9 protein-coding genes are annotated in these 18,366 nt (G+C 61.4%); 8 read left to right on the forward strand and 1 reads right to left on the reverse strand.

Annotated features, from left to right (window positions below; translation table 11 throughout):
* Nucleotides 1–24: 24 nt before the first annotated feature.
* Genes QCE69_RS23360 through QCE69_RS23375 form a run of 4 tightly spaced genes read left to right on the forward strand, consistent with a single transcriptional unit; the run spans nucleotide 25 to nucleotide 13,264 of the window.
* Nucleotides 25–1,509, forward strand: a complete 1,485-nt coding sequence (locus QCE69_RS23360; protein WP_309933259.1) for a contractile injection system tape measure protein — start codon at nucleotides 25–27, stop codon at nucleotides 1,507–1,509.
* The gene (locus QCE69_RS23365; protein WP_309933262.1) at nucleotides 1,509–3,590 is read left to right on the forward strand and encodes an ATP-binding protein; all 2,082 of its coding nucleotides are present in this window, start codon (nucleotides 1,509–1,511) and stop codon (nucleotides 3,588–3,590) included. Before QCE69_RS23360 ends, QCE69_RS23365 begins: the two co-directional genes overlap by 1 nt.
* An 11-nt stretch (nucleotides 3,591–3,601) precedes the next feature.
* On the forward strand, nucleotides 3,602–4,231 hold the full coding sequence (locus tag QCE69_RS23370) for a DUF4255 domain-containing protein (protein WP_309923469.1): 630 nt from the start codon (nucleotides 3,602–3,604) through the stop codon (nucleotides 4,229–4,231).
* A 57-nt stretch (nucleotides 4,232–4,288) separates the two neighbouring features.
* Nucleotides 4,289–13,264 (forward strand): hypothetical protein, encoded by an 8,976-nt coding sequence (locus tag QCE69_RS23375; RefSeq protein ID WP_309933264.1) that lies wholly within the window; start codon nucleotides 4,289–4,291, stop codon nucleotides 13,262–13,264.
* Between the two features lie 105 nt (nucleotides 13,265–13,369).
* Here the strand turns inward: QCE69_RS23375 and QCE69_RS23380 are convergent, their stop codons facing one another.
* On the reverse strand, nucleotides 13,370–13,525 hold the full coding sequence (locus QCE69_RS23380) for a hypothetical protein (RefSeq protein ID WP_309933265.1): 156 nt from the start codon (nucleotides 13,523–13,525) through the stop codon (nucleotides 13,370–13,372).
* Between the two features lie 37 nt (nucleotides 13,526–13,562).
* On the opposite strand from QCE69_RS23380, the gene QCE69_RS23385 reads away from it, so the two are divergent.
* From QCE69_RS23385 to QCE69_RS23400, 4 genes are all read left to right on the forward strand, one after another.
* Entirely contained in the window at nucleotides 13,563–14,786 is a 1,224-nt protein-coding gene (locus QCE69_RS23385; protein WP_309933266.1) for an ABC transporter substrate-binding protein, read from the forward strand.
* Nucleotides 14,787–14,885: 99 nt separating this feature from the next.
* On the forward strand, nucleotides 14,886–15,761 hold the full coding sequence (locus tag QCE69_RS23390) for a branched-chain amino acid ABC transporter permease (protein WP_309933267.1): 876 nt from the start codon (nucleotides 14,886–14,888) through the stop codon (nucleotides 15,759–15,761).
* A gap of 2 nt (nucleotides 15,762–15,763) precedes the next feature.
* On the forward strand, nucleotides 15,764–16,690 hold the full coding sequence (locus tag QCE69_RS23395; protein WP_309923480.1) for a branched-chain amino acid ABC transporter permease: 927 nt from the start codon (nucleotides 15,764–15,766) through the stop codon (nucleotides 16,688–16,690).
* Complete coding sequence (locus QCE69_RS23400) at nucleotides 16,687–18,213, forward strand: ATP-binding cassette domain-containing protein (RefSeq protein ID WP_309933268.1); 1,527 nt, start codon at nucleotides 16,687–16,689, stop codon at nucleotides 18,211–18,213. The genes QCE69_RS23395 and QCE69_RS23400 overlap by 4 nt, the downstream gene beginning before the upstream one ends.
* The last annotated feature ends 153 nt before the right edge of the window (nucleotides 18,214–18,366 follow it).

Raw genomic sequence — 18,366 nt, forward strand, 5'->3', positions numbered from 1 at the left:
AGCGGCCGATTAAACGGGGACATCATGCGTACCATCATCCAGAGCGTCTCGCTAATCGTGGACACACGCCACGATATCCACGCCACGGTGACGGACCATTGCGCGAGGCTGTTTCGCGGCTCGTTAAAAGAGGATATTTCCAACCTCGTGAATGAGTACTTTCATCGCGAGGCCGATATCCAGATCGCCGAGTTGCATCTGGATATCGGAACCATGCGGCGCGACGAGATTGACACGGTCATGCCGAAGCGGATTCTTGCGGAATTGCAGCGAGCGCTTGCGGAACATGTTATTGCGGAACAATCTCCTGCGGCCGAGTCCGTGGAATTTGACGAAATGACCATTGCCCCGGATGACGTCTTCGCTTGCGAAGGAGAGCAGCCTTCGCTAACCGAAGCCGAGCCAAGCGCGATCGATTCGCCACGGCCCGATGTCCTTGGGCAAAAACGCACGTTGCAATCCCACTCGGTCACTTTGGCTTTGCTCGAACAACACCTTGCGTCGTTGGGCCAGGACGAGCCGTCCGAGCGCATCCTCACCTGGCTGGCTCCAGCGTGCCTGCATCGCGAATCGCGGCAGTTCCTGCTGGAACGCGCCAGGACGATGCCTGAAGCGGCTCATGCATTGGAAGTGCTGCGGGGCGAAACGGAGGCGACAGAGCTAGCCATCTTCCTCAAGGCTCTGATCTGGCTTGGAAACAATCCGTCCTTCGCTCATTCAAGCCAGATTCCCGAGTTACCGGACATTCATGAACTGAAGGGCGCGCGCTTAAGCGAAACACTCGCATTCATGGAAAAGTCCTCACACGCGGAAATACGCAGCTGGCAGGCCAAGCTATGGCGCCATGAAACCGTCCGCGCCAGCCTGCGAAAAAGTCTCACGCAAGCGGAAACGCGACGGCTGGAGCGCCTGGCGCGCGCCTATCCCGAACGCCGCATCGCACAGCGACCCGAAAACGAAAGCGCGACAACAAAAGTGCAGTCCGTAGCCGGCGCAGGCCTGATCGTCCTGTGGCCTTTGCTGCCCGATCTTCTTCGCAGTCTGCACCTCTGGGACGGCGAACGATTCGCAAGCACTGAAGCGCAGGAGCAGGCAGCCGCATGGCTCGACTGGCTCATCTGGCAAGACGCCGGACTCGCGCTGCGCACGCATGGCTTTGCTCGCCGTCTGTGCGGCCTGGCAAGTCTCACCGATGAAGAAGACAACGACCCACCCGAGCCCCCGGAAGAACAGACCAGGACACTGCTCGAAAACTGGCTGTCCCAGCTGCCGATGAAACTGCCAAATTGGAAATCCCTTCAGCCGGAAGACATTCGCGCGCTGTTCCTGCAGCGTCCAGGTCAACTGTCCACGCAAGGCCCCGTGCCCGTGCTGACGATAGAACCGCAACCCTTCGACATCCTGTTGCGGGATCTGCCGTGGCCCTTGTCCACCGTCGTCCTGCCGTGGCTCCTGAAGCCGATTGAAGTGAACTGGCCGATACCGAACCTCGACACGAGGATGTTCTGATGACTTCACCGCTCATAGTCGACCCTGTGGAACGGCAGCGTTCCGCCGATGCCTGGAATAGCCTGATGCACGAGGTCGAGCGCATCGACTTGTTGTTGCAGCGTGAATATCACGTGCGCATGGAGCGGATGTGGTCGGGCGACGTGTGTCTTTCGCGTCAGGATATCGAGGCGCGACTCGACGCCCCGCGCGGCATTCCGTGCTGGATGGAAGCGGAAGATCTGGCAAGCGAACGCTCCTCCGGCGCGAGCGTGCCGTCCGAAGCTGACGCGCCGCTCGACCAGCTGGTGGCGCGCTTCGGTCTCGACCGGTTCGAACGCGAGATCATCCTGCTCGGCGTGCTGCCGCATCTGGACACGCGTTATCAGACCATGCTGGCGCTGCTGCAGGGAAAGGGGCGTCACTATCCCACCGTCGAACTCGCGCTGAACCTGTTCTGTTCATCGTGGGCCGAACGCCATGCCGCGCACAAAAGCTTTCTGCCGCAAGCGCCGCTGCATGAACATCAACTCCTGGTACCCGTTCATCCCGGCGATGCCGCGCGCGATGGCTGGGGCCGCACGCCGCTCTGCACGTCGCTGGAGGTGTTTCACTTCCTGCAAGGCAATCGTTTGCAACCGACGGACCTGCAATTGTTCTGTCGATGGGAACAAGCGCTCTCCGCGCAAGCCGGCGATGCACGCATCACCGCGCTGATCGACGTCCTGCGCAACGCGATTTTCGACAGTTCGTCGCCGGCCGTGGTGACGCTGCGCGATGCCGCCGAGAGCGAGGTAGTCAGTGCACTCGCTGCATACCGGTGCGGCGCGCTCATCATCGATGTGCAGCGCCTGCCGACGGAAGAGGAGCCCGCGTCTTTCCGCTTCGCTCAGGCCCTGCGCAACGCGCGCCTGCATGATCGTGCAGCGGTCATTCGCGGTCTTGAAGGCGCGGCGGCAGCGGTGCGCGACACGCTGCTGGCGCAGCTCGCGGCCTGCGCGCGCGGCGCGGTGGTGCCGATTCTATGTCTGGAGGACCGTCGCGCAAGCGTGCTGCGTCTCGCGGGCGTCCCACACGTCACCTTCGACATGCCGCCGCGCACGGCACAGGAACGGGCCGCGGCGTTCGTCGTGCAAGTGGGCGACGCAGCGATCGACGCACTGGCTCTCAGCCGCCGCTTTGCCTTCCAGCCGGACGAACTCGCGCAGATCGGCTGGGAAGCATCGTTCTATCGAAGCCGGCGCGCGCCGGATGCGGAAACCAGCCAGAGCGACTGGACCGAAGCACTCCGCCATCGCGCGCGGCAGAACTTCGGCAACCTGGCGACGCGCGTCGAACCGCAGCGTACTCCCGCTGATCTCGTCGTCACAGCCGACATGCGTCTTCAGCTTGGCGAGATCGTCGCGGCGGTACGGCATCGTGAAGCCTTGCTCGAGCGAGGCTTCCTCGAAAAGATTCACTACGGCACCGGCATCAGCGCGCTGTTCCATGGTCCCTCCGGAACCGGCAAGACGATGGCCGCGGAAATCCTCGCCGGACAGCTTTGCACGGATCTCATCAAGGTGGATCTGTCGAGCGTGGTGAACAAGTACATCGGCGAAACGGAAAAGAATCTCTCGCGCATCTTCGATATGGCCGAGGCCGACGCAGGCGTGCTGTTCTTCGACGAAGCCGATGCACTGTTCGGCAAGCGCAGTCAGGTCAAGGACGCACACGACCGCCACGCCAACATCGAGGTGTCGTATCTGCTGCAACGCCTCGAAGCCTTCCCCGGTCTCGTGATTCTCGCGACCAACAATCGCGGCCATCTGGATGAAGCCTTTATCCGGCGCTTCACCTTTGTGACACGTTTCGTCTATCCGGACCCGGCGCTGCGGGAAGTGATGTGGCGCGCCATCTGGCCGGCGCAGATGAAAGTGGATGAGAGCATCGATTTCGCGGATCTGGCCAGACGCATCGACGTCACCGGCGCAAGCATCCGCAACATTGCCCTGCTGGCGGGATGGCTCTCGATGTCCGAGGACTCGCCGGTAGTCAGGAAACATCACATCGAGCAGGCCAGCCTGCGTGAACTCGCCAAATCAGGGCGCTTGAAGATATAAGGAGCATGCACATGGCAGACATCATCGCGTCCGATACAACCATCCTCAACCTCAATCAGGCTATCTATGATGCGCTGGTCGAGTATGTGCCCATCGACCTGGATTCAGGCGTGTCGATCATCTTCGATCTTCCGAATGCCGACAATCCGCCGTCGGAGCCCACGCTGAGCGTATTCCTCTATCAGATCTCCGAAGACCTTCAGATGCGTACGTCTCCGGGACGCATGACTTCCTACAATGCGGAGACGAAGCAGTCCACCGTCGCGCCGGGATGGGTCAATGTGTGCTGCAACTACATCATCACTTACTGGGATATCGGTCAGACCGAGAAGATCAGCCCGGGCAGTCCCGGCAGCGCGCCCGACAACCCGTCACTCAAGGTGATGAATCAGGTCGTCAACGCGCTCATCAACAATCAGGAGATCGGCGGCATGCCCGGCGCCTATGCGCGCATGATTCCGCCCAAAGCCGAGTTGAACAGTCTCGGCAACTTCTGGCAGTCGCTCGGCAACAAGCCGCGCCTTTCGCTGAATCTCTCGGTGACGGTGCCCGTCGTTCTGACTGACAAGCAGAAGACGGTCGCAAGCGTGCAAGAGACGGAAGTCAAATCGCAGCAGCCGCCGTTCGACGAGGCGGTCTGACGGCAGAAGGACGTTCGGCGATGAGCGTCGCGTTCATGGATCCAGCGGAGGCTACCGATGCTCGCTTCAGAAGCAAACGTACTGCGCAATCGCAGGCCGTCAGGGCAATCCCGATCCTCGAATGCGTGGATCATCGAACACGGGGAAGAGGACGCATGCGAGCCCGCGGCGGCGGGCGCCAGCGAGAAGCCTGAAGCTGCGCTGGCGGGCATGCTGGAACGCTTGCTCGTCCCCACGGTGATAAAACTTGCGGGAGGGGTATTCCGGCAGGCGTTCGTCGCCAATCGCACGCTGGAGCAACTGGCGGAAATCAGGAAGAGCAACGCGCCGTGGGATCAGCAGCTGCTTCAAGCCGCGCGGCTCTCGGCGTCATTCGACGAATGGCTGCCGCCTTCCATCGGGCCGCGCATGAAAGGCATGATGCAGAGCCTGGAAGATGCTGTGCATCTCTGGCAAGCCTCCCGGCGGGTGCTGGCCGCCCTGCAAGCGCTCGATGATCCACGACGCCCCTGGATGCAAAGGGCCGAAGACTGCATCGACGTGCTCGACCTCCATGCGCACCGGTTGCCTTCCGCTGTTCAGCGCAGGCTCGGCACGTTAAGACGTGTGGTTCAGTATGGAAAGGCCGTCCGTGAATTGCGCCGTCTGTTGCAGTCGACGCCCGAGCAGGTCTTGCACGAGGCGGGCGGCTCGCGCCTCGGACTCGATGCGGTCTGCGATGAACTGGCCGGGCAGTTGCCTCCCGTCCTTGCACGTCGGCTCAACGCGCGCCGTGAGGGCAGCGACGCGCTGACGTTCTGCCGGACGGAGACGGAGCGCGCGTATCTCGCCTTCGAGCAGGTCAGTCAAAGCAGGAGCTGGCAGGAGATTTTCGCGGCGGTCGGCGGCTGGCTGGAGAGTAACGCGTCCGATGACGTCGACGCGCTCACCACGATCAAGCAGCAACTCGATGCCTTCCGCGTGGGCTATGACAAGGTTTGCGCGATCTTGTCTGACTCGACGAACTTCGAGTTGCGTTTGATATGTCTGGCCGACTATATCGCCCGCGTGGATGACCGCGTCTTGCGGGCGTTCCTGGCAGAGCGGTTCCATCCGGCCATCGACGCATTGACTGGCGTGTTGCGGACAGGCGCAGCCGCGAGCGAGTTTTTTCGGGCGTTCTCGGCCATCTACCGCAATGACCTCCCCTGGCAAGGCAAACTGCAAGCCCTGCGCTGCCTCATGGAGGAGTTCGCGTGCAGCGGTCTGGCCGGCTGTCCTGTTTCGGTGCAGGAAGTCTTCAAGCGCCTGACTGAAGTGATGGACGTCGTGGCGGAGCTTGCGTCTCCCACACAAGCGTCCGGTCTACGCGAGGTGACAGGGCGCGTTGCATCCGTCGTGCACCGGATCGAACGGCTTTTGCCCGCCTTGGAATCTTCATTGCCCGACGGCGCGATGGCGCAAGTGGACGGCATTGTCCGCGCCGTCGGATGGTTGACTCGACAAATCCAGACGCTGACCGAGCTTCCCGGGGACGCGACCTTGTCCGACTACCTGGGGCGAGCGTTCCGGGAGGGCGATGCGCCGCCGTGGCTGCCGCCCTTCATGGAACCGCTGTCGGCGCTCGGGCGCCAGCTTGGCGACGTGCTGCGGGCCAGCGAGGACGCGCACTGCCCGGCTTTCCCGCGTGCGGGGCCGTTGAGCGAACAACTGAACTGGATTTTCACGGCGCTTCAAAGCGACCGGCTCACCGATTCGGCGTTGAAGCTTCTGCCCGCTCGCCTCACGCCGGTGGTGAGCCTGAGCCGGGCGTTGCTGCTGCGCGTGAACGCGTTTCCGGCTGAAGCCTCAGTGGTCGAACGCGCCAGCTGGCTTGTCTCGGAGCTTTCCGGACCGGATGTCCGGGCGCTGCTGAACGCCCCGGAATGTTTGCGGGCCGGGTTGTTGGGCGAGATCATCGCGGATGAAGATTTCCAGAAGTGGCTCGACATCCTGCACCGAATCATGAAGGGAGGGTCGCAAGCGCGCTGGTCAGGCGGCTTGATGGCGGCAATGCGGGAGCACTGGCGAACCATCGGCTCCGCGCTGTCTTCGGTTGCCTTGTGTTACGTTCCGGGCGGCCCGTTCATCAAGCAGGTAAGTTCATGGGTACACCGGGTCCGGCCGCAAGAGGACTGGATGGCGACCGCGGATGACTTCATCAGGATCGTCGCAAGCGATATCAACGAGGATGTGTCAAGCGGCCGTTTTGCGATGCTCCGTCTCCTTCCCGGAGCGACGGCCGAAGGTCTGGGTCATGCCGCCATGGCGGTCCGGCATTTCTCGCTGTATTCGGAACAGTGGGACTGGACGGCCCTGTTGCAGGACTATTGCAAGGACTCCGCCCAGCGATCGCTCTTCGATGCGTTCTTGCTGGTACGCCTGACCTGGTCGCTGCATCGGCTGGCGACTTCGGAGCCGCCGGGCCGGGATGCATCCCTCCGGAGTCTGCAGCGCGACGTCGAACATCTTCGTTTGCTGGGCTGGCGCGGCATGACTTCGCTTGCGCAACTGCTGCCGCTGGTTCCCGACCTCTGCGCCGTGCGCGCACGGATTCATGTCGAACCATCGAAGGCCCGCAACTGGTTCGATTGGGCCGCCGCCGTGTGCGGCGCCCTTGCCGACGATGACACGCCGTCGATACGGCGGCTCAGGCAGAAGCTTGAAGAAGGCACGGAAGCCTTGCTGGCGAATGCGCTCCAACAGACCCTCGCATCGTTGTCAGGCGAAGTGTTCGTGGAACCTTCCGCGGGCAATGACGATGCCATGCGTTTGTCGGTCATTCCTCCGCAACTGGCACAGCGGTGTGCAATCGCGGGAGAGGAGGATCAGGACGGCTTTGTGATGAGCGGGGCACACCGTTATGTCGTCGACGATGGCCGGCTTTTTCTCGTGCACTGGGACAGCGACGAGCGTGCCTATGCGGTCGTGTCCGGAGAGCGTGTCAATGATCGCGCGGCAGGTCCTCCACTGGTGCGGGTCATGGGCCGATGGTGGGTGAGGCCGCGCCTCGCCAAGCTGCCAGGCGGAGGGCTGTTGTCCCGCTGGTTCTCGACCACGCTGACAGCGAACCCGACAGCGGCCCCGCTGCCGACCGAAGCGGCCGACGCCGTTCTGGACATCAACGCAGATCATCACGATTCTCCCGACGCATTCATATCCAACAACCTCGAATACTGGACTGAAGACGGGCAGATCAGGCTGCGCGATTTCGTCATCGCGTCCGGTGAGAGGGCGCAGTCGGGCGGCAGGTTGGGCTGGGCGGTCGGCCTCTCGGGCGCATTCCTGCTGCTCCTGACCTCCGTCTATGTCTGGAGGGCGTTTCGCAGGGGCGCGGTGCCTGAGCCGTCACGCCGGGCCAATGACGGCAGCGCCAGCGGACAGGCCGAAAGCGAAGCGCTGGTGATGGAAGGCGCGCCGGCGTCAGAGAGGGTTGAGCGGGTCGGGAAGCAGACCGCGGTGGACATCGAACAGCCCATGCTCGACCCCGAACCCATTCCGGATGCCGTCCCCGATGCTGTACGCGACGAACACGCGGGTTGGCGTCCGACGCGTGGCGAACTGACGGCGCTCGCGGTGCTCGGCAGTGCGTCGCTCGGCATGATTGGCTGGGCCTCGTTCAGCGCGTGGCAGAGCCGTCGCCCGGAGGCGTTGGTGGCCCCGGACGACCTGGATGCGGGACGTCTGCTGACGGAGCGCGACTTTGAGATCGTCGTGGATGCGCCATTCGCCATGCAGGCCGTCGAACTCGCCGGACGCGGACGGCGAAGCGCGCCCCCCGCGCGCGGCAAATCCTCGATCCCGCCATGGCCGCTGCCGAGGAATGCGAAGATCGATCCCGATTTGAGTGCGGAAGTATCGCTGCGCTTCGATGCTAAAGACAGCTATATGCCACGCAGAGGAGACTTCGGCGCCATGCATATGGACGGTGTGTATTGGGACGCTGCGGGAGTGAGGGCCTATCTGTTCGTGTCGGGTCGTTACTGGCCCTACACTTATGACGGCAAGCAAGGCGCCTATCACGAAGCGACGATCCATCCCGTGAACAAACCGGAGACATTCCTCGACATCAGGAGGCTCGACGGCGGCGCATGGTTTCTCGCGCTTGGCGCCACATTCGCGCAAGCCGCTGTCGTTCCACCAGGCACAAGCCGTCTCGGTAAAGATGTTGGCGCCACGCTCAGGCGATGGGACGCTGAAGAATCCTTCAAATATGCCGAGCAAGCCGCCGGTTGGGAGGGCCAGGTCTATACAGACTGGGACGGCACCTATCTCTATGCAAACGGCAGTTTCTGGCCGGCCGTGGTGCTGCACGAGAACCTGCTTCGAGTGACGCAGGAGAAGCAGACGGCGGGACCGTTCCTGTATCTCAAGCGCGAGGAGCCGGGCAGCTTGTGGAGGTTTGCGAGGGTCGTCAAGCCGGAGCATCTGCCGGCCAAGCTTGCGTTCTCTCCGGACCTCGTTGCGCGAGCGAAGGCCACGCTCGCTGGAGAGCCGTGGACGTCGGCATGGGTGGCCGACGAACCCCCGGGCATGTATCGCAAAGCAGGCTCAGAAGCAAAGTACCTGCGGATCGACGACAGCCTGTATCGATGCAGTGAAGTCGGAACCGAGCGGGTCAACTATTTCCCGGAGGAAATTCTGACCCTCGTATGGCGGCTCGACGTTGACCTGGCGACCGCGACGTCGGCTCCGTTGCTTGCCGGTCAGGACACAAGCGGAGCCTGGCATTCGATATTGAACAATGGGGTTGACGGGTACTGGGCAGAAGAGCGCGTCGGGGCGTCAAGGGCGCTCGGGCTACTGTTGGCGGCCGCATCCGCCGCGCCGCAAACGCCCGATCTCTCGCAATTGGCGCCGGTATCTCCGGGTCTCTATGCCATGCTGGACTGGGGGCGGTATCTGCGTGTCGGAGGCAGACTGCATCGGTGCTGGAGAGTCGATCTCAATCCGAGGGCATTCGCGGATGGGGCTCCCGAGACGGTGATGCGGGTCGCGGATTCCAATATTGCAGGTTATGTCGCGGGTCGGGGCTGGGGGCTCTTCAGCACGGGAGCCAGCGGCAAACTTGAGCTCGTTCGGGACAAGGAAGATATCGCTTCAGGCTTTGGCGCGCTCCCTTCGGTCAGTGGCGAACTGACGCGGATCATCGACACGTTCGATACGGCGCATGCGCTTCATCACGATGGCGTTGGCATGGGTCGTGAAGGCGTCGTGTATGCAGAGTCGGGACAGCTTTGTATCAGCGTGAATGGTCGCTATTGGCTGTTCATGCTGCTGTCGCCGCAGATGGGGATCATCTTCGGCGATTCATCGGGGCGCGCGTCCTGTGTCGTGATCATCTCGGACGGCCAATGGCAGCTCTATGGCGGCAGTGTAGCTTCCCTCGGCCTGCAGGATCTTCTCGAAGTCGGCACGTTCCATGGATTCAGTGCATCGCTGGAAGTCGCCGTCGGCGGCATTGGACCGCATACCTGGTCGCAGACAATCGAACTGCTCGATAACGCGGCGGATCATGCGTTCCATGGCAGTTACCTGAAGCCCGCGAGCGGCGAATTCCGTCGGGCACTCGGTTTGAAATACCAGGTTGCCTACCTCAAGTCGATCTCGGACTCCTCAGGCAGCTTGAGAACGACCGTGCCCGCCCCCGACATGAGCAAACTCAAACAGACGTGGGATGCCGAGACCATCAAACGCTACTGGCCGCTCTTCCAGGCAGATCAGGATGCGCTTTCCGATCCCGATTTCACCGAGTCCTGCGCCGTGCGCGGCCTGACGCCTGAACAAGTCAGTGAGCAAGCAGAGAGATTGCGCGTCGCGAAGGCGGATCTGGCCGCGCAGAAAAAGACGGTGGATGCGCAATTCGGGTCGGCTGAGTGGGAAGAGACGATGGCCGCCATCGGGATCGAGATGGCCATAGGCAGCATAATGAGAGCGACCGCGGTCAACAACTGGAACAAGAAGAAAGTCACGCGCATTTATTGGCAGAAGGAACAAGCGCGTGTCAACGCGCTTCACGACGAGATCGAAAAGCTTGTGCTCGACCAGGATGCACTGACCGATCTTTATTCCGAGAACCGCTTCGTCGAAGGCGTTGCGCTTGGCTTCGAAAGAGAAAGGGTAGCGCTCGAAGCACTGAAATCCCAGCCGCCGACAGGCCGTCACTGGCGGTATGGGCTCATGTACAGCGATCTGATAGCGGAACTCACGTACGAGATGATCCTTGAGTTCTCGCAAAACAGCGAGAGCGAACAGTTGCACGTCATCGACGCTGCCCGTCTCTATCTCCAGCAGCAGTTCTCCAGCATGGACGAATATGCGGCCTTGATAGGAAAGCTGTCGTCGGTGCCTTCCGGGCAGCGCACTTTTACCTGGCGCGGGGACTATCGCGACATCGTCGCCGCGCAAGAACTGGCCGACAAACTGATCAATACCTGCATGAAGGATGTCGAAGACGAAGAGCGCGCGGAAGGCACACGCGCCATAGCCGCGACGCTCTACCATCTTGTGAAGACGGGGGACGAGCCCGCTTCCATCGATGTCATGCTGGTGGGAGCGATTCTCGATGAGTTCGAAGCGGCATCGAGAAAGTTCAATCCGCTGTACGTTCCCAAGCGTCCGGAAGAATTCTTCTCGCTGTCGCAGATCAAGCCGAATACATTGACAAACGGAGATGCCGCCTATTATCAGCAGTTCGTCGAATATGAGAAAAGCGGTTCGCTCGACTACGAGGCCGCATGGATCGCGAATTTCACGCTGCTGAAAGTGCCATTGCAGATCGACGACTTTTATTCGATCAGGCAATCCTATTTCGTTGATAACGCCGTCGAAGGCACAAGCGACCTCCTGATCAAGCTGAAGAGCGGCAAGTGGATGCTGACGCGTTACCATGGCGACGGGCTGGGTGATCCGCGTGACACCTGCGAGCTTCAAACCTACGAAGAGATGGCGATGCTTCCATACTGGTACGAACTTCCGTATATCGGCGACGGGTACGGATGTTCAGCAAGCTGGGCAGTATGGGACATCGGCATCGACATACCCGAGAACCAGCTGGAAGCTGGGAGCGCTGTGCCGTTGCGTGCAGAAACGGGGCTGGTGCCGGAGTTGGTTCGGCTTACCCGTAAACATCTCGTTACGTTGAAACAGGGTTTGAAAGCGTCGTTTTACGCACCGGAACTGTGGCAGCTTTATGCCAGTCTTGTGCCTTTTTGGGACACCGGGCATGGCTTGGCGCTTGATCCGGAGCACAGCGTCAGGGTTGAACAAGTATTGTCAGACGTCATGGCAGTCGCCATTGCGGTTATTCCCTGGGGGGCAGGGATGGTCAGCGCAGGAGCGAAAGTCGGCTTCGAAAAGGTGGTCCTGCAAGGCTTGCGATACGGTTTGAGAGGCCGGGGGCTTTACAACTATGTCGCCCTCAAGGTATCCCCGACGCTTCCTGAATTTTTCCGGACCTCGTTTCTCCTGCTAACCCGGATGTTGATTGAAGCCTTCAGCCCCGTTCCGCTTCCAACATTTTCTTCGTCCTTCCGCGTCAAACCCGTGAAGTGGAGCAACGTCGCAGGACCAGGAAATCTCTCTTTCGTTCGCAATCCGGGTGCGCTTGTTCCCGCGGCGGCAAACAGCCTCGCTTTCACTCCATTGAGCGACGCTTTCCAGCTGTCGTCGAGGCAGGTTCCAGCAGGCGAGTATCTGCGAGCGGATCTGCGTGGCAACCGGTTGGGGGCGGACCTCGCGGCGGGTCCGTCGCGCGGCCAGCTTGCTCCAGATGCGGACGTGGGCCTTTCCATCGTCAGGGAGCAAATCGATCAGGTTGCTCCGTGGAAGTATGTTGTGAAATCCGGTGGGAAGAAATATGGATTTGTCTTCGATCAAAAGCTGAAACAGTTTCGCCTCGTTTATCCAGACGACTGGACCCGGCCCGGGCCTCTCGTCTCCTACACCGCCGATGGATGGCGGCAGGCGCCGATGCTTGGCGCGGCGCGTGACGCCTCCGAAAGCAAGGCTATCCTGCTGACGGAGCGAGGCTTGAGCCAGGTGCGTGCGCGCGTGCTCAGAGGCAACGTGCGCGCCGGACGAAAGTCGGCACGGGAATCGCTGACCGTTGGCCTGAAAGTCCTCCGGGACCCGGCCGAGCGCGCTTCGGTGGACAGACTCCTGGACATGTTCATGGGACAGCATTCGCCCGCATTGAAGACTGAACTGGAATCGAGAATGCAGAACTCCCTTGCTGCGCTCAGGCGCTTGCGAAGCTCGAAGGATGTTTTTTACAGGATCAAAGATGAAGAGGTTAGCGCATCGGTCATGTCGGTCCCGGCTGGCGAAGGCTACACAGCGCCGCAAGTTGTCCGTATCTCGTGGTACGGCAAAAGAACTACAAGTTCCGCAATCGATTTCGGAGAGCGTCAGCCTTATATGATGAATGTCTATTCCGACGGAGTGCAGCTGTTGCAGGACCATCATCATCAAGCGTATCCACAAGCTTTTGCGCGAACCATGATTCATGAGAGCTTCCATATGGTGAACGATACCCACATTGACATGTATGTTCAGACCGGCAGTCGCGGTTATCATCTTGAGCGATTGGTCAGCAACGCAGCGGGCTTTCTGAGAACCAGCGATGCCGCTGGGAACATGGTCGACCTGCCGCTCGATCAGGTGGCGACGCTGCCGAAATACGATGGAATGGTGAGGTGGATGCTTCCGTACGCCGCCGAGAGCTTCGCGCCCTTTGCGGTCACGTACAAGTTCAAGGACGCCGGCGGCCGCCTGGACGTGGCGAGGGTGCAAGAGGCCTATGGCGACAAGTCTGAAGTGGAAGATGTCCTGCGTCACGTGAGAGATTCGATTTCGCCCGCGATGAAGGACAATCCCGATAGTTACAGCTTTGTCGTGCTCGGGCTTGAAAAGATCCGCAAGCGGCCCGTTGACTTCCGGAACTTGCTGGACGACCTGGATTACGTTCTGGAACATGGGCCGAGCCGGGAGAACGCGCTTATATGGCCCTGGTGACAGGTCGCGACCCCGCCATGAATCCGGATTTGCTGCATCGCAAAACCAGATCGCCCGCGTGGCGCCTCATTTGTGCGCGCTTCCCTCTTCCTCGTTATCACTGATTCATCCGCCGCACTCCCCGGTGTTACTGTTCATCGGCAAATCCTTGATTGCTGCATGTGTCTGGCTTGCGTCGCTCCACAAATCGAAAACAACGCGCTTCGCGCGGCAACCGGCATCGTCCGCGATTCCGGTCGACAGGAGGCTGATGATGTCCACGATCAAGACGTGGCGGGAATCCCGTGCCGCAGCTGCCATGAGCGCATTGATTGGAGCGGGCCTGGGCATGTCGCCGGGCGCGCATGCAGCGGGGGAGCCGATCAGGATCGGCGTCATCAGCGAGGAGTCCGCGGTCGCGGGCGCTTCCATCAGCAAGGCCGCGCAGCTCGCGGCGGAAGAGATCAACGCCCATGGCGGCGTGGACGGCAGGCAGATCCAGATCATTGCCTACGATGACCACTCGTCGGCCTCGGACGGCGTGCGTGCCTTTCAGCGCGCGGCCAGTCAGGACAAGGTGGTGGCGATCATCGGCAGCTATATCAGCGAAGTGGCGCTCGCGATGGAGCCGTGGTCCGCGCGCCTGAAGATGCCCTTCATCACGCCGGGCGCCGCGAGCAACGAGATCTCGAAACGCGTCCACGATGATTACAACAATTACAAGTACACCTTCCACGGCTGGATGACGTCGGCATTCATCGCGCAGTCCATCTGCGATTTCTCGCACGATGTGCTGGTGGGCGAGTTCAAGATGAAGACGACGGTGGTGATGAGCGAAGACGCGGCCTGGACCAAACCGCTCGACGAACGCTTCCTCGAATGCCTGCCGAAAGCCGGGCTCAAGGTGCTGGACCATATCCGCTTCAATCCGGACACCTCGGACTTCACGCCGATCTTCAACCAGATCGAAGCGAAGCATCCCGACACGATCACCACGGGCATCAGTCACGTGGGCGTGCAGCCTACCGTGCAATGGCATGACCAGCAGGTGCCGATCCCGATGACCGGACAAAGCTCGCAAGCTACGACGACGAGCTTCTGGAAGGACACCAATGGCGCGACGGAAGGCGTGATTACCGCATCAGCGGCGGCGCCGGGCGTCGCCATGACGCCGAAGACCGTTCCCTTCGTGGACTCGTACCAGAAGCATTTCGGCGGCGTGTCGCCGGCTTATGACGGCTTCACGAGCTATGACCTCGTGTACATCATCGCTGATGCCATTCACCGCAATCAAGGTTCGACGGACCCGGACAAGATGGTCGGTGCACTTGAGAAGACCGACTATGTGGGCACAATCGGACGCTGGCAGTTCTATGGCAAGAACGATCAGTTCACGCACGCGCTGAAGTACGGCGAAGGGTATATCACCGGCATCAACCTGCAATGGCAGAACGGCAAGCAGGTCGCGATCTGGCCGAAGTCGGTAGCGAACGCCAAGGTCAAGTTCCCTGCCTTCGTCAAGGTGCAGGCAGCAGCGAACTGACGTCCTCCCGAGCGGGCGGGCACGAGCATGCACGTCCGCTTTTTTGGGTCTTTCGCGGGGACCGGTTCCACCTGAACATCGATCCGACAAGGACCGCCTATGCTTGCGCTGCAGATCCTCATCGACGGTTTCGCGATCAGTTCGCTCTATGCACTCGGCGCGCTCGGCTTCACGCTGATCTTCGGCGTCTCGGGCGTGCTGAATCTCGCGCACGGCGGCGTCATGCTCATCTCCGCGCTGCTCGGCTGGGCGCTGGCGGGCGAGGCCGGCCTCGGCACGTATCTCGGCACGCCGCTCGGCGTGCTTTGCGGGATGATTGCCGCCTACATCACATACTTCATGGTGGTGCGGCCCATTCAGCGCTCCAGCGCGATTCCGCGCGAGGAGAAGGAAATCTTCGTGCTTACCGGCACGCTGCTGTGGGGCATCATGATCCAGCAAGGCATGGCCTGGCTGTTCTCCGACAACCCCGTCACGATGCGCCCGCTGATTCCCGGCGTCGCGAGTCTGGCGGGCGTGCGCGTGCCCTATAACGAGATCATGATCGCCGTGGTGTGCTGGGTCGTGATCGGTCTGCTGTGGCTGTTCGTGAACCGCACGAAGGCGGGCAAGGCGCTGCTCGCGGCGTCGATGAATCCGCGCGGGCTCACGCTGCTCGGCTTCGAACTGTCGCGCATCTATCTGCTGGCCTGGACGCTGTATGGCGTGCTCGCGGGCGTGGCCGGCGTGCTGCTGGCGTCCTTTCTCGGCGTCAGCACGAACAACGCCGGGCAACTCACGGCGAGCGCGTTTTCCATCGTTGTGCTGGGCGGCCTCGGCAGTGTGTCCGGCTCGTTGCTGGCGGCTTATGTCGTCGGTTATCTGGAGACCGTGACCGCGTATCTGATCGCGCCGACATTGCGTCCCTTGCCCGCGCTGCTGTTGCTCGTGCTGGTCGTGTACGTGCGGCCGCAGGGCTTTCTCGGGCGACGCTGATCATGAAGATTTTCGGAGGCTCGCGTCTGATTGTCGTCGCCGTTGTGCTTGCGGTGATCGCCGCGACGCTGCCGTGGTGGCTCACCGGTTATATCCTCGGCGTGCTGACGGTGGCGTACTACTTCGGCGTCTTCGCGATGTCATGGGACCTGTTGTTCGGCTTTGCGGGCGAAGTCAACTTCGGACCAACTTTCCTGATCGGCCTCGGCGCCTATTCAGCGGCGATCCTCAACGCGCATGTCGCAGCGCCCATTGCCATCTGCGTGATCGCCGGCGGTCTCGTTGCACTGATTGGCGGTCTGCTTCTAGCCGTGCCCGCGCTGCGCCTGCGCGGTCCGTACTTCGGTCTCGTCACTCTGGTGGCGGTGCTCCTGCTGCAAAACGCCATCGTGATCTTCGCGGGCATCACAGGCGGTGAGATCGGCATGATGGTGCCGGACGTAATGTCCGTCGATGCCAGCACTAACTACTGGATCGCACTCGCCTTCCTGATCGTCTGCGCGATCATCCTGTTCGGACTGTCGCGCTCGGCTATCGGGCTGATCCTGCAGGCAAGCGGTCAGGACACGGTCGGCGCGCAGGCGCTCGGTTTCAACGTCGTCAAGCACAAGCTCGCAGCCTTCTGCATCAGCGCGGTGTTCTCGGGCGTCGCGGGCGCGATGCTCGTGTTCTATCAGGGCACGGCTTCGGTCAGCACCGTGGTCGATATCGGCATTGGCGTGCAGATCATCATCGCGGCCGTGCTCGGCGGCAGGCGCACCATTCTCGGCGCGGTGCTGGGCTCGATCTTCCTGATCGTCGCGGGCGAGTTCCTGAGGCCACTCGGCCAGATCAATACGTTCGTGGTCGCGGCCGTGGCGCTGGCGGTCATCCTGTTCTTTCCCGATGGCCTGCTCGGCAACCTCCTGCGCGTGAGGGAACGCGAATGATCGACGACGAGAACCGCGCGCCTCTGCTTGCCGTGCACGGACTGACCAAGCGCTTCGGCGGTCTGATCGCGGTAAAGGACATCAGCTTCGAAATCCGGCCGGGGGAGATTCTTGGCCTGATTGGACCGAACGGCTCCGGCAAGTCGACGGTCATGAAGCTCATCATGGGCATCGAGCGACCCAATGCGGGCTCCATCAAGGTCAATGGTGTGGAGATGGCCGGCTGGCTGCCGCATCGCATTGCGCGCGCGGGCGTGGGCATCGTGTTCCAGCATTCGCGGCCGTTGCATCGCCAGACCGTGCTGGAACATATCAAGCTGGCGCTGTTGCCCGATTCGCTCGTGAAGCTTGCGGCCGATCCACATGTCAACCGACGCGCGCGCCAGATTGCTGAACGCGTGGGCCTCGGCGGCGTAATGCATCGGCATCCGGCTACCTTGCCGTTCGCGGATCTGCGGCGCATGGAAATGGCGAAGGCGATCGCACGCGATCCGCGAGTCGTGCTCGTCGACGAACCCTTTGCCGGTCTCACTGCCGCCGAGTCCGAAACGTTCTCTGAACTGATTCGCGGCTTCCGCGCGGAGGGGCGCGCGGTGCTGCTGGTCGATCACAACGTAAAGAGTCTGGCGGCGCTCGCGGACCGGGTACTCGCGATGTATCTCGGCGAATACGTGGCCGAAGGCACGGCGGACGAGGTGATGCGCAACGAGACGGTGCGGCGCGTCTATCTCGGCGGCAAGATCGAGGCACGCGAGCGCGTCACGCAGGTGGCGAACAGCAGGCCCGAGATTCTTCGGGTGGAGAATGTGGGCGTGCTATACGGCAAGGCGCGCGCCCTCGACAGCGTGAACCTGCATGTGCGCGAGGGCGAGTTCGTCTCAGTAGTTGGATTGAACGGCGCGGGCAAGACAACCTTGTTCAATGCCATCTCGGGACTGGTGCCGTACCAGGGAACGATACGCTATGGCACGCAGGACCTGAAAGGCATGAGCGGCGCGGCGATCGCGCGCTCCGGCATTGTCCAGTGTCCTGAAACACGTGAGTTATTCGGCGACATGACGGTGCGCGAAAACCTTGATCTTGGCGGTTATCATCTCGCCGACAAGGTACGCGCGGATCAGCTCGAATGGCTATTCGAGCTGTTTCCCATACTGCGGGCGCGTCAGGCTCAGACCGCGCGTACGCTGTCGGGTGGCGAACAGCAGATGCTCGCCATCGCGCGCGCGCTGATGATGCAGCCCAGGCTTCTTGTTCTCGACGAACCCACGCTTGGCCTCGCACCGGTGATACTCGAGCAGTTGTCGAAAGCGATGGATTTGTTGCAGAAGACAACGCCGATTACCGTGCTGCTCGGCGAGCAGAACGTCACGTTTGCATTGCCGCACGCGAACCGTGTCTATGTGCTCGAACACGCGTCCATTATCTGGGAAGGCAGCCCCGCTCGCTTCGAGAAGGAGATGGGGCACGGCTTTCTCGAAGCTATTCCTTCCAGCATTGCGCCTGGCGTGCGAGCGAAGGCTTGATGCGTCGCGCATCTTCAACGTCATGACCTCCTCTCCCTCCGCAGTTTAAATTTGACGCGCAGTCCCCTCCGTTCCTTTGCAAACAGAAGGCCATCAGACGCTTAAGTCTGAATCGTCGCATTGTTATATGCGTTAAGCAATCTCGATGATCCC

The sequence above is a fragment of the Caballeronia sp. LZ032 genome, assembly GCF_031451315.1.
Taxonomy (GTDB): Bacteria; Pseudomonadota; Gammaproteobacteria; order Burkholderiales; family Burkholderiaceae; genus Caballeronia.